At 73.7% G+C, this 12929-nt stretch carries 10 protein-coding genes; all 10 read right to left on the reverse strand.

The features are described from left to right. Nucleotides 1-1116, reverse strand: a complete 1116-nt coding sequence (gene ald / locus Air01nite_RS35210; RefSeq protein ID WP_203707707.1) for an alanine dehydrogenase — start codon at nucleotides 1114-1116, stop codon at nucleotides 1-3. Nucleotides 1117-1283: 167 nt separating this feature from the next. After that, complete coding sequence (locus Air01nite_RS35215) at nucleotides 1284-1886, reverse strand: NUDIX domain-containing protein (RefSeq protein ID WP_239091188.1); 603 nt, start codon at nucleotides 1884-1886, stop codon at nucleotides 1284-1286. Further along, nucleotides 1883-3616: a CTP synthase gene (gene pyrG / locus Air01nite_RS35220; RefSeq protein ID WP_203707708.1), complete on the reverse strand. Its 1734-nt coding sequence runs from the start codon at nucleotides 3614-3616 to the stop codon at nucleotides 1883-1885. Before pyrG ends, Air01nite_RS35215 begins: the two co-directional genes overlap by 4 nt. Nucleotides 3617-3691: 75 nt before the next feature. Beyond that, a complete protein-coding gene (locus Air01nite_RS35225) occupies nucleotides 3692-5863 on the reverse strand; it encodes an alkaline phosphatase family protein (protein ID WP_203707709.1) in 2172 nt (723 codons plus the stop codon). Beyond that, nucleotides 5860-6975: a glycosyltransferase family 4 protein gene (locus Air01nite_RS35230; RefSeq protein WP_203707710.1), complete on the reverse strand. Its 1116-nt coding sequence runs from the start codon at nucleotides 6973-6975 to the stop codon at nucleotides 5860-5862. The genes Air01nite_RS35225 and Air01nite_RS35230 overlap by 4 nt, the downstream gene beginning before the upstream one ends. Before the next feature lie 184 nt (nucleotides 6976-7159). Beyond that, entirely contained in the window at nucleotides 7160-8782 is a 1623-nt protein-coding gene (gene murJ / locus Air01nite_RS35235; RefSeq protein ID WP_239091189.1) for a murein biosynthesis integral membrane protein MurJ, read from the reverse strand. 10 nt (nucleotides 8783-8792) lie between these two features. Continuing rightward, nucleotides 8793-9626: a hypothetical protein gene (locus Air01nite_RS35240; protein ID WP_203707711.1), complete on the reverse strand. Its 834-nt coding sequence runs from the start codon at nucleotides 9624-9626 to the stop codon at nucleotides 8793-8795. Continuing rightward, a complete protein-coding gene (locus Air01nite_RS35245) occupies nucleotides 9623-10570 on the reverse strand; it encodes a copper transporter (protein WP_203707712.1) in 948 nt (315 codons plus the stop codon). Before Air01nite_RS35245 ends, Air01nite_RS35240 begins: the two co-directional genes overlap by 4 nt. 37 nt (nucleotides 10571-10607) lie before the next feature. Continuing rightward, nucleotides 10608-11789, reverse strand: a complete 1182-nt coding sequence (steA, locus tag Air01nite_RS35250) for a putative cytokinetic ring protein SteA (RefSeq protein WP_203707713.1) — start codon at nucleotides 11787-11789, stop codon at nucleotides 10608-10610. 192 nt (nucleotides 11790-11981) lie between these two features. Further along, nucleotides 11982-12929: DNA repair protein RecN (locus tag Air01nite_RS35255; protein WP_505606728.1), on the reverse strand; the 948-nt coding region annotated here is incomplete at its 5' end.

Here is a 12929-nt window from a genome sequence, read left to right on the forward strand (position 1 = left end):
TCAGGCCAGCGCCTCGGCCAGCGAGAGGTGCTTCATGCCGTGCGCCTCCGCGACCGGCCCGTAGGTGACCTGGCCGTCGTAGGTGTTCAGGCCGAGGGCCAGCGCCGGGTCGCGGCGCAGCGCGTCACGCCAGCCGCGGTTGGCCAACTCCAGCGCGTACGGCAGCGTCACGTTGGTCAGCGCGTAGGTGCTGGTGTGCGGCACCGCGCCGGGCATGTTGGCCACGCAGTAGAACATCGACTCGTGGACCTTGTAGGTCGGGTCCGCGTGCGTGGTCGGGCGCGAGTCCTCGAAGCAGCCGCCCTGGTCGATCGAGATGTCGACCAGCACGCTGCCGGGCTTCATCCGGCTGACCAGCTCGTTGGAGATCAGCGTCGGGGCCTTCGCGCCGGGCACCAGCACCGCGCCGATCACCATGTCGGCGTCGAGCACGGCCCGCTCGACCTCGTACGCGTTGGACGCGACGGTCTGCAGGTGGCCCTGGTAGATCGCGTCGGCCTGGCGCAGCTTGTTGATGTTGCGGTCGAGCAGCAGCACCTCGGCCTGCATGCCGAGCGCTATCGCGGCCGCGTTCATGCCCGAGACGCCGGCGCCGATCACGACGACCTTGGCCGCGTACACGCCGGAGACGCCGCCCATCAGGATGCCGCGACCGCCGCCCTGTCGCATCAGGGTGTACGCGCCGACCTGCGGCGCGAGCCGGCCGGCGACCTCGGACATCGGGGCGAGCAGCGGGAGAGCGTGGTCGGCCGTCTCGACGGTCTCGTACGCGATGCCGGTGACCTTGCGGTCGAGCAGCGCGTCGGTGCACTCCTTGGAGGCGGCCAGGTGCAGGTAGGTGAAGAGCACCTGACCCGCGCGCATCCGGTGGTGCTCCTCGGCGATCGGCTCCTTGACCTTGAGCACCAGGTCGGCCGTGCCCCAGACCTCGTCGGGCCCGGGCAGGATCGTGGCACCGGCGGCGGCGAACTCGTCATCGGTGATCGACGAGCCGAGACCGGCACCGGACTCGACGAAGACCTCGTGACCCGCGCGGGCGAACTCGTGCACGCCTGCCGGCGTGATCGCCACGCGGTACTCGTGGTTCTTCACCTCGCGTGGGATTCCGACCTTCACATTGACACCTTCTCTCCCGCGTGCGCCCGGTCACCGTTGACTGGGTCGCCTTCCCGCGTCGGCGGCGAGTCTAGGGTGCCCTGATCACGGGCACGAACCCGCCGGCCACGGACGCGCCTTCAGTATTGCCCGCCGGCTCGCGCCCGCAACACGCAGGCGAGACCCGGCTAGCGCTCCAGCGGGGTGTCCGCGGAGCGCAGCGGGCGCCAGCCGTCGTCGCGGGCGCGGGCCGCGGCCAGCACGCCCGCGGCCGCGGCCGCGTTGGTGATCTCGCCCTGGAAGACCATCGCCACCGCTTCGTCCAGTGGCACCCACTCGACCGTGAGCTCCGCCTCCTCGTCGGCGCGCGCGAACCGGTCGGCGTGCGGCACCGACGACAGACCGCGGGCCAGGAAGATCCTGATCAGCTCGTCGGAGAAGCCCGGCGACGTGTGCAGGTCCAGCAACAGGTCGAGGCGCTCGCAGCGCAGGTCGGCCTCCTCGGCCAGCTCGCGGCGGGCGGTGTCGGGCGCCGGCTCGCCGGCCACGTCGACCAGACCCGCCGGCAGCTCCCACATGACCTTGGCGATCGGGTGCCGGTACTGCCTGACCAGCAGCACCCGGCCGTCGTCGCCGAGCGGGACCACGCCGACGGCACCGACGTGCCGCGCGTAGTCGCGCTCGGCCTGGCCGCCGCCGGGCATGGTGACCCGGTCGGTGACCACGCTGAAGACCTTGCCCTGGAACCGCTCGACCCGGTCGAGCACCGCGTACGCGTGTGCGCCGGTCACGACGCGGCCGTCGCGCCGGCCCGCCCGTTGCCGGCCATCTCGGGCTCGGCGGTGAGCTGGTCGACCGGAAGCTGGTCGGCCAAGGAGTAGTTGACCGCCGCCTTGACGAACGCCGCGAACAGCGGGTGCGGGCGGGTCGGCCGGCTCTTCAGCTCCGGGTGCGCCTGCGTCGCCACGAAGAACGGGTGGAGCTCCCGGTCCAGCTCGACGAACTCGACGAGGCGGCCGTCCGGCGAGGTGCCGCTGATCTGCAGGCCGGCCTTGGTGAGCGCGTCGCGGTACGCGTTGTTCACCTCGTACCGGTGGCGGTGCCGTTCGGAGACCTCGGTGGTGCCGTAGGCCTCGGCGACCAGCGAGCCCGGGGTCAGCTTCGCCGGGTAGGCGCCCAGCCGCATCGTGCCGCCCAGGTCGCCCTTGCCGGCGACGATCTGCTCCTGGTCGGCCATCGTCGCGATCACGGGGTGGCCGGCGGTGTCGTCGAACTCCAGCGAGTTGGCGTCGGCGAGGCCGGACAGGTTGCGGGCCACGTCGATGGTCATGCACTGCAGCCCGAGGCACAGGCCCAGGGTCGGGATGCCGTTCTCGCGGGCGAAGTGCGCCGCGCCGATCTTGCCTTCGATGCCGCGCACGCCGAAGCCGCCGGGGATCACGATCCCGTCGACGCCGGCCAGCGCGGCCGCCGCGCCCTGCGGGGTCTTGCAGTCGTCGCTGGGGACCCAGCGGATCTGCACGCGGGCGGTGTGGTGGAAGCCGGCCGCGCGGATCGCCTCGGACACCGACAGGTAGGCGTCCGGCAGGTCCACGTACTTGCCGACCAGGGCGACCGTCACCGTGTGCCGCGGGTGGTGCACCCGCTCCAGCAGGTCGTCCCACTTGGCCCAGTCGACGTCGCGGAAGGACAGGCCCAGGCGGCGCACGACGTACGCGTCGAGGCCCTCGCGGTGCAGCACCTTCGGGATGTCGTAGATGCTCGGCGCGTCCGGCGCGGCGATGACCGCCTCGCGGTCGACGTCGCAGTAGAGCGACAGCTTGTGCTTGAGCTTGTCGGGGATCTCCCGGTCGGAGCGGCAGACCAGCGCGTCGGGCTGGATACCGATGTTGCGCAGCGCGGCGACGGAGTGCTGGGTCGGCTTGGTCTTCAGCTCGCCCGACGGCGCGAGGTAGGGCACCAGCGAGACGTGCAGGTAGAAGCAGTTGTCCCGGCCCACCTCGTGGCGGACCTGGCGGATCGCCTCGAGGAACGGCAGCGACTCGATGTCGCCGACCGTGCCGCCCACCTCGGTGATCACGACGTCGGGGGTACGGCCCTCGTCGTCGGGGTCGCCCATCGCCCGGATGCGGGCCTTGATCTCGTTGGTGATGTGCGGGATCACCTGGACGGTGTCGCCGAGGTATTCGCCGCGCCGCTCCTTGGCGATCACGTCCGAGTAGATCTGGCCGGTGGTGACGTTGGCCTTCCCGGACAGGTCGCGGTCGAGGAAGCGCTCGTAGTGGCCGACATCGAGGTCCGTCTCGGCACCGTCCTCGGTGACGAACACCTCACCGTGCTGGAACGGGTTCATCGTGCCGGGGTCGACGTTGAGGTAGGGGTCCAGCTTCTGCATGACGACCCGCAGGCCGCGCGCGCTCAGCAGATTGCCGAGGCTGGAGGCGGTGAGGCCCTTACCGAGAGAGGAGGCGACACCCCCGGTGACGAAGATGTGCTTGGTCAGCCGTCCTGAAGGGGCCAAGGCCTGCTCCCGTGGTCGTTTGTCAAGGTCGAGATCATGCGATCCACGGGATTCCACGGTAACACGTCCTCGTGGTCACGCCGCGCCGACACCCTTGGCGACCTCGGGCTCCGCGTCCGGGGTCGCCTCCGGGGTCGTCTCCGGCGCTGTCGGCCGGGTGAAGTCGCTCGCGTGGTTGAGCACCCGCAGGGCGGTCAGGGCCGCCATCGGCACCGCCACCGCCGCGGCCGCGCCGGCCAACTCCAGGCCCGTGCCGCCGAGCACGCCGCCGAGCAGCACGGCGACGCCGATGCCGACCGCGCCGGCCCGGATCGCCGGATAGAGCCCGTACGCCCGGCGCAGCCCACCCCAGTGCCGCAGGAGCACCAGCCAGAGCAGGGCGGCACCGACCAGCGCCAGCAGCGTCAGCGGGCTGTTGGCCAGCGCGTCGAAGCTGGCTTTGCTGGTGCGCTGCAGCGTGGTGCCGCCGGTGCCGTCGCCGAGCGCGGACACGAACCGGCCCAGGCTGCCCCGCTCGGCCTCGGGCCGGCGGGTCTCGATCCAGGCGAAAACCGCGGTCACCGCGACACCGGCCACCGAGGCGCCGGCCAGCCGGCCGAGCGTGAGCCAGCCGCCGGTGCTCAGCGCCGTGGCGATGCACACACCGGCGGTCAGGGCCACCGCGCCGATCGGGTCGGCGCCGAGATAGGGGCTGCCGACCAGGAAGATGCCCAGCCCGCCGATCAGCACGACCACGAGCGGCCGCCACGAGCGGGCGAAGCGCTGGGCGAGCGCGCCGGCGCCGAGCAGGACACCGGTGACGAACACCCCCAGACCGACGGTGCCGACGCCCGCGTACCGGTTGTCCTCCAGCACCGAGTAGCCGGCCACGCCGTTGAGCTGCAGCCGCGCGCCGGTCATCAGGTCGACGCCGACCACCACCGCGGCCACCGTGACCACCATCGCCAGCGGGCCTAGGGTGTGCCGGAAGGCCGGCGCGAACCGGACCACGGTGGTCCCGACGGCCAGCACGAAGGCCATCACCGCGGCGAACAGCCAGCCGGGCTGGCCGCCCCGCCACCAGGGGACGAGGTCGGCGACCAGGGCGGCGGGTATCGCCAGCGCGGCGGCGACCAGCAGGACCTCCACCGTGTCGCTGATCGGCTTGCGGACGGGCTCGTGGTCGTCGCCGGCGTGCCGGCGCGCCCGCCGCAACAGCGGCACCACGGCCACCGCCAGCACCAACTGCACCACGGCGAGGATGCCGAAGAACCAGGTCGCGACGCTGCGCTGGGCGCCAGCCTCGCGGTCGGCGTCGGCCGGGAAGGTCACCGCGTCGGGCAGCTTCTCGGGCCGGCCCGGGACCGAGGTCGCCGGTTGGCCGACGAACAGCCGCTCGGGGCGGGGGCGGTTGAGCGCGAGGAGCGCGGTCGGCGCCAGGTCGACGAGCTGGACGTAGCCGTCCCGACCGGTGCTGGGCGAGGTGAGCCAGCCGCCTTCCCAGCCCGGCCCGTCGGCGATCGCCACGTGCAGCCGGCTCGACTGGTCGGTGTCGGCCAGGCCCGCGACCAGCACCAGCGACCGGTCGGGGCGGGCGGCGAGCACCCGGGCCAGCGTGGCGTCGGCCCGCGCGGCGGCGGTCGCCCGCACAGCGGGGTCGTCGCCGCTGACGGTGCCGAGGTCGACCATGCTGAGGATGCACCGGCTGAGCAGCTGCCCGGGGTTCGCGGGCAGCTCGGGCTCGTAGTTGTCGACGCGCCCGTAGGGCCGCGCCGCGGCGACGGCCGCACCGGGCCCGATCGCCGAGGTGCAGCGCACCGACTGCGGCAGCGCGCCGGGCACCGCGCCCCAGGTCAGGGACTCGTTGTAGGCCACGGCCTGCCGGTCGAGGTCGGGCAGGAACGCGCCGATGCCGTCGGGGCGCTGCACGTCAACGGACAGCGGCGGGCAGCCGTCGGTGACCGCGGTGGAGCGCCGCCAACCGGCGTAGTTGCCCGCGCCCAGGGTCAGCCACCCGTCGACGGGGCAGGTCGGCTTGAGCGCCGAGCGCACCGACAACGAGCCGATCGAGCCGCGCTCGGCCAGCCGCCACAGGTTGGGCGTGCCCTGCTCGGTGACGTCGTCCCAGCGCAGCCCCGGGATGCCCACCACGACCACGTAGTCGGCGGAGCGCCTGGTCTCCGCGGTGGCCGGCCGGATCGACAGGGCGGCCAGGCCGCCGGCCAGGGTCAGGACCACGAGGAGGTACGGGGTGAGCCGGCGGATCATGTCGGCGCTAGCTCCGCGTAGATCGCCTCGAGCTGGGCGACCGTGGCCTCCTCGGTCGGCCAGGTCTTGGCACGCTGGAGGCCCCGCGCCCGGTATTCGGCGCGCTTCGCCTCGTCGCCCAACAGCTCCCGGACCGCTTCCGCCACGGCCGCGACGTTACCGGGTGGCACCAGCACCGCGGCGTCCCCGACCAGGTCGGGCAGCCCGCCGACGGCGGTCGCGACCAGCGGGACGCCGGCCCGCAGCGCCTCCTGCGCGAACAGCTGCCGGGCCTCCCAGTCGCTGGTGACCACGGCCACGTCGGCGGCCTCCAGCAGGTCGGCGACGTCGCCGCGGTGGCCGAGCAGGGTGACCGGCGCGTGCTCCGAGGAGATCAACGCGGCCAGCGGCAGGTAGGCGGGGCCGGAGCCGGCGACCAGCACGGCGGGCATGGGCTGGAGGTCGCGCCACGTCGCGGCGGCCTCGACGAGCACGTCGTAGCGCTTCTGCGGGTGCAGCCGGCCGACCGAGAGCACCACGGGCTGGTCGCGGTGCAGGCCGAACTCGGCGCGGACCGCGGCCCGGCCCCGGCGGGGCTCGGGCAGCTCGGGCGCGGCGACGGGGGCGAGCCGGGCGTCGCGGGCGCCGAGCGCGCGGGCCCGGTCGACGAGGTCCTCGGAGGCGCCGAGGCAGACGGTGGCGTTGCGGGCCACCACCCGCTCGGCGAACCGGGACGCGTAGCCCCGCAGCCGCCGGGCCAGCACCGCGTTGTGCCAGGTGACCACGACCGGCTGGCGCGGCTTGGCGAGCACGGCGACCAGCCCGGCGCGCAGACCGTGCGCGTGCACGACGTCGACGTCGTCGGCCAGGGCCGCGCGCAGGGCGCCGATCGCCCGGCGGTCGTTGAGCGTCGGGTTGGCGGGGATCTCGACCGGGACGAACCGGGCGGCGCCGGCGGCGGTGAAGTGGAACTGGGTCTCGGTGGCGGCCGGGCCGGCGACGGTCACGGTGGCGCCGCCCGCGCTCAGCCCGCGGACGAGCGAGGTGACGTGCTGGCCCACGCCGCCGGTGCTGGAGGCCAGCACGAGGCAGACGGCACCGGTCCACCGGTGCCCCCGGTCGGCGTCGGTCACGCCACCCACTCCCTCCCCCGTGCGACCCGGCGCGCCCCAGGTCGTGCGGCGATGCTATCGGGACGTCGGCCGCCACCGGTGCTGATAAAGCGGGTCCGACCCGTTCACTGTCAGTCTTCGGTCATTCGTACGCAGCCCGCCGTTCATTGTCGGTGATGCCCTCCGCCGGGTACGACGTGGACCCTCAACCGGCCGCCCGGCGGCCCAGGCGGCGGCGGATCGCGGCGGCCGCCGGGCGCACGTCATGGCGGTCCAGCGGGTACGCGACCGCCGCGAACACCAGCACCACCACGATGCCGGCGACGACGCCGTGCCAGAGCGCGGCCGGCTTGCCGGCCGTGGTGCCGCCGCTGAGCGCGTCGGCCACCGCCCAGCCGGCGAACGCCGCCGCGGCGCCCGCGGTCAGGCCGACCAGCAGCGCCCGGCCGAAGCCGGCCAGCGCGGCGCCGCCGGCCCGCCGGTGCACGGCCAGGACGAGCAGCGCGCCGAGCACCAGCATGCCGACCGAGTTGGCCAGGGTCAGCGCCAGGAGGCGGCGGTCGGTGGCCAGGCCGCCGGCGAGCACCACGGCGGCCACGGCGACCGTCGCCCAGCCGATCGCGGTCGCGACGGCGGCGGGGCGGGGCAGGCCGCGGGCGTAGAGGGCGCGGGTCAGGATGGCGAACAGGCCATACCCGATCAGGCCCGGCGCGAACCCGGCGACCGCGCCGCCGAGGCCGGCCAGCGCGAAGAAGCCGGCGACCGGCTCGGCGACCGCGAACAGGGCGGCGGCGCCGAGGCAGCTCAGCAGCAGCACACCGCGGGTGGCGGGGGCGAGCCGCGCCTGGTAGCCCGCGTGGTCGCCGGTGCTGTGCGCGGTGGCCAGCGCCGGGTAGACGGCCGTCGCCACCGGCACCGCCAGGATCGCCCAGGGCAGCAGGTAGACCGCCTGGGCCACGGTGAACACCACCGCCGTGCCGTCCGGCACCTCATTGGCCAGCCGCAGTGTGACTACGACCGCGACCTGCTGCAGGCCGACCGTGACCACACCGGCACCGGCCAGGCGCAGCGCGTGCCGGCCCGCGCCGTCCGGGAACCGCCACGTCGGGCGCAGCCGCAGGCCGAGGCCGCGGACCGGGATGACCAGGCAGAGCGAGAGCACGACGACGCCGAGCGTGGTGCCGACGGCGAGGATGAGCTGGCCGCCGGCGCCGACACCGGGCACGTCGGCCCGGACGCCCTCGACGGCCGCGAACAGGCCGTACGTCGCGGCGACCACCACGCTGGACAGCAGCGGCGCGAGCACCGGCCAGGCGAACCGGTGGCGGGCCTGCAGCACGCCGGTCAGCACGATGCCGACTCCGTACAGGGGTAGCTGCGGTGCGAAGATCCGCAGCATCAGCACGCCCGCGTCGCGCGCGGACGCCGGCAGGTCGCCGGCGAGGCCGTCGATGATCGGACCGGCCAGCAGGGCGACCACGACCGCGAGCGGCACGAGCGCCGACAGGGTCCAGGTGAGCAGCGCGGCGACGGTGCCGGCCTCGGCGCGCCGGTCGCCGCCCGCGACCGCGCCCGCCAGCAGCGGCACCACCAGCGCGGCGAGCGCGCCGCCCGCGACGATCTCGAAGATGATGTTGGGTACGTAGTTGGCGGTGACGTAGGCGCTGCCGAGCAGCGTCGATCCGACGAGCCAGCCGAGCACCGCGGTGCGCCCGAAGCCGGCGATCCGGCTCAGCACCGTGAGCCCGCCGATCAGGCCCGCCGACCGCGCGACGCGCGGGGCGACCACCGGCGGGGGGACGGTGGTGCTGCTGGGAGGGGTGGACACGCTCACGTCGTCAGGGGCGCCGTCCGAGCGCGTCCAACTCGCGCAGCCCCGGCGTCTGCTGGATGACCTGGGTGAAGCTGACCCGCTCGCTGGCCGCGGTGAGGCCCGCCAGCCCGGCGAGCAGCGCGGCCCGCCCGACCCGGCCGGTGCGGGCGGCCAGTGCGACGCCGAGCAGCGCGCCGAACGCGTTGGCGCCGGCGTCGCCGAGCATGACCCGCTCGTCGAGGTCGTCGGGTAGGAGGGCCGTGGCGGCGCCGACCGGGCCGGCGACCAGCCCGCCCGCGGGCCCGGCGGCCAGCGGACCCGCGACGATGGTGCCGGCCTTGATCGCCCGGCCGGGGCGCAGGTCGAGCAGGTTGAACAGGTTGGCCGTGCCGGCGATCACGCCGGCGCCGAGGGCGACGTCGACGGCGGTGCCCACCCGGCCGCGCCGCGGGCGGTCGGCGGCGAGCAGCGCGCTGGCGGCGAGTGCGGCGGCGCCGACGCCGGCGATCTTGACGAGCCCGCTGGTAACCCGGCCTTCGCGGAGCGCGCCGAGGTGGCCCTTGAAGCCCTTGGCCTTGTGCTCCGGGCGGCCGCCGACCACGTCGTCGTAGAAGCCGACCGCGCCGGAACCCAGGCCTGCCACCAGTGCCGCGCCGGCCTCGGGCAGGCTGCGGGCGCCGGCGGCCGCGCTGGTCGCGGCGCCGACCGCGAGCGCCGGGCCGGCGGCCAGCGTGACCGTGCGGCCCCGGAAGTTGGTGCGGTCGAGTTGGGTCGAGCCGGGCCACGAGCGGATGACCCGCAGCGCGCCCCGCGCCGTCAGCGCGCCGGCGGTGGAGAGGACGACGTTCTTGATCCTCATTGCGGCTGCTGCGGCATCATCGAGGCGGACCCGGCACCCAGGCCGTATTGCCCGGCCTTGCCCTGGCTGACCATCTCGGCCGTGGCCAGCGCGGTGACCACCTGGCCCTGGGTGGTGTTCGCGTTGTCGACCGTGCTGATCGTCTTGACCAGCGCGCCGTCGCCCCGGACCGCGGCGACCACGTTGCCGTCGCTGGCACCGTTGCCGGCCACCACGACCGAGCCCTGCTTGTCGAACTGGCTGACCATGGTCACCACGGCCTGGTCCTTCTGCGCCGACTCCTTGTCGACGTACGGCAGGCCGGTGACGATCACCACGGCCTCGGCCGGCTCGGTCACCTTGTCCTTGCCGGCGTCGGCGTAGCTGATGTATTTCGCCTTCTCGTACGCCGTGAGCAGCGCGGTGATGTCCGCGGCGGCGGGCGGGGTGCCCTGCGTGCGGTCGAGGACCGCGCTGGCCAGCAGGGCGCTCGCCGTCTCCACGCCGTCGCTGTTGCTCGGGAGCCCGGTCACCGGGATCGACGCCTGCGCCGCCGAGGCGGCCAGGTAGAGCAGCTCCTGGGAGTTCGCCGGCGCGAAGAACGAGTCCTGCATCTCGATCCGGCCGGTGATCGTCGCGCCGGCCGTGGTCAGCATCGTGCGGACCTGGTCGGCGTGCTCGCGACCGCTCGGCAGGGTGACCATCAGAACCTTGCGGCCGGTCAGCCGGCCCGGGAGGACGACCTGCGCCATCTCGGCGGCGAAGTCCTCCTCGCGCTTGACCTCTTCCTGAAGGCTGGAGACCGAGTCCCGTAGCTGGGTGTTGTCCTTTTTCAGCTCGGAGACACGCTGGTTGAGCGAGTCGGCGACCGGGCCGTTGAGCGCCGCGGTGCCGACGACCAGCCCGATGGCGAGTGCCAGGAACACCGCGGTGAGTGACACCACGTGGTACCGGAAATTGATCACGCTGTTTGCCTTCTGATTCGGTCGGGAACGCCCCGTCCTAGCTGAAGAGCTGTCCCAGTTGGAAGACCAAATTGTTCCACCACTCGGAAAGCACGCCGAGGTAGGCCTTGCCCACGGTGGAGACGGCCACCGCCGAAGCCATGGCAGAAACGGCGCTGAGCACCAGTAACAGCAACGACGAGCCAGAAATGCTCTGCCGGTAGAGGCGGCTGACGCCCTTGGCGTCGACCACCTTGCCACCGACCTTGAGGCGGGTGAGGAACGTCGATGCCATTCCGCCGCGCCCCTTGTCGAGGAACTCGACCAAGTTGTTGTGCGTGCCCACCGCGACGATGAGCGTGGCGCCCTTCTCGTCGGCCAGCAGCATCGCGACGTCTTCGCTGGTCGCGGCGGCCGGGAAGGTCAGGGCGGAGAGTCCGAGCTGGTGCACCCGGGCCAGGCCCGGAGCGCGCCCGTCGGGATAGGCGTGCACGATCACCTCGGCGCCGCAGCGCAGCACGTCGTCGGTGACGGAGTCCATGTCGCCGATGATCATGTCGGGCGTGTAGCCCGCCTCGACCAGCGCGTCGGCGCCGCCGTCGACACCGATCAGGACCGGCTTGAACTCCCGGATGTACGGGCGGAGCACGTCGAGGTCGTCCTTGTATTCGTAGCCCCGCACCACGATCAGGCAATGACGCCCGGCGATGCTGGTCTCGACCTCGGGGACACCGACGCCGTCGAGCAGGAGGTCGCGCTCCTGCTTGAGGTATTCCATCGTGTTGGCGGCGAACGCCTCGAGCTGCACCGACAGGCCCTCGCGGGCGTCCGACATCGCCTTGGCGACCGTTTCGGTGTCCTGCCTGGCCCCGTGCGCGATCGGCTCGCCGCCGACGTACACGGTGTTGCCGTCGATCCGCACCGCGTCGCCCTCGCGGAGCTGCTGGAAGACGCTCTCCCCCAGGTCGTCGACGAGCGGGATGCCGGCCTTGACCAGCACCTCCGGGCCGAGGTTGGGGTAGCGACCGGAGATGGAGGGCTTGGCGTTGAGCACCGCGGTGACGCCGACCGCGACGAGCGAGTCGGCGGCCACCCGGTCGAGGTCGACGTGGTCGATGACGGCGACATCGCCCGGGCGCAGTCGACCGACCAGACGCTTGGTCCGGCGGTCGAGGCGCGCGGTGCCGGTGATTGTGCCCGGTTCGGCGCTCCGGGTCCGGCGCAAGGTGGGTAGACGCATCGTGACCATCCTGGCATGTCCGGCGAACGAATTGCGGTCGCGACATGCCTGAGCAGGGGTGCTAGCTGTGGCACGCGAATGACCGACGCGTACGTGCCAGGTCTCAGCGAACCATGCGGACGCCACCCACTGCGGTGGCGCCCGTCACACCTTGCCCTCCCGCGGCCGGTTGCACCCACCCGGAGTGTGCGTCTAGCTGCGCCTCTCGCGGGCGGCCACGGCGAGCAATTCTTCCGCGTGGGCGATACCCAGATCGGAATCTGGCAAACCCGCGAGCATGCGGGCCAGCTCGCGGGCGCGCTCGGTGTCTTCGACGACGCGCACGCCGCTGGTGGTCACGGCGCCGCCGGTGTCCTTGGCGACCACCAGGTGCCGGTCGGCGAACGCGGCCACCTGCGGCAGGTGGGTCACCACCAGCACCTGGTGGGTGCGGGCCAGGCGGGCCAGCCGGCGGCCGATCTCGACCGCGGCCCGGCCGCCGACCCCGGCGTCGACCTCGTCGAAGACCAGCGTGGGCGGGCCGCCGGCACCGGCGAAGACCACCTCGATCGCGAGCATCACGCGGGACAGCTCGCCGCCGGAGGCGCCCTTCTGCAGCGGCAGGCTCGGCGCGCCGGGGTGGGCGTGCAGGCGCAGCTCGACGTCGTCGGCGCCGTCGGCGGTCGTCGCGGCGGCGGGCAGCACCGCGACCTCCACCCGGGAGTGCGGCATGGCCAGCCCCGCCAACTCGACGCTGACCAGGTCGGCGAACCGGCCGGCGGCCTCCTTGCGGGCGGCGGTCACCCGGACGGCCAGCGCGGCCACCTCGTCCTCGAGCCGCGCACGCTCGCGGTCGAGCTCGTCGAGCAGGTCGTCGGAGGTGTCGAGCTCACCGAGCCGGCCGCGGGCGCGGTCGGCCCAGGCGATCACCCCGTCGACGTCGTCGGCGTATTTGCGCGTCAGCGCGCGCAGCTCGGCGCGGCGCTCGTAGATCGTCTGGAGGCGGGCCGGGTCGGCGTCGAGGCTGTCGAGGTAGGAGGACAGCTCGGCGGTCACGTCACCGATCAGCGTGGCCGCCTCGTCGAGCCGGGCCGCGAGGTCGCCCAGCTTGGCGTCGACGCCCGCCTGGCCCTCCAGGGAGCGTTTGGCGGCGCCGAGCAG

The organism is Asanoa iriomotensis (assembly GCF_016862515.1).
Lineage (GTDB): Bacteria > Actinomycetota > Actinomycetes > Mycobacteriales > Micromonosporaceae > Asanoa > Asanoa iriomotensis.

What these genes read in the sequence shown, in the direction of transcription:
- steA (WP_203707713.1), bottom strand. Translation starts at nt 11,789, where the DNA reads ATGCGTCTACCCACCTTGCGCCGGACCCGGAGCGCCGAACCGGGCACA.
- Air01nite_RS35240 (WP_203707711.1), bottom strand. Translation starts at nt 9,626, where the DNA reads ATGAGGATCAAGAACGTCGTCCTCTCCACCGCCGGCGCGCTGACGGCG.
- Air01nite_RS35225 (WP_203707709.1), bottom strand. Translation starts at nt 5,863, where the DNA reads ATGATCCGCCGGCTCACCCCGTACCTCCTCGTGGTCCTGACCCTGGCC.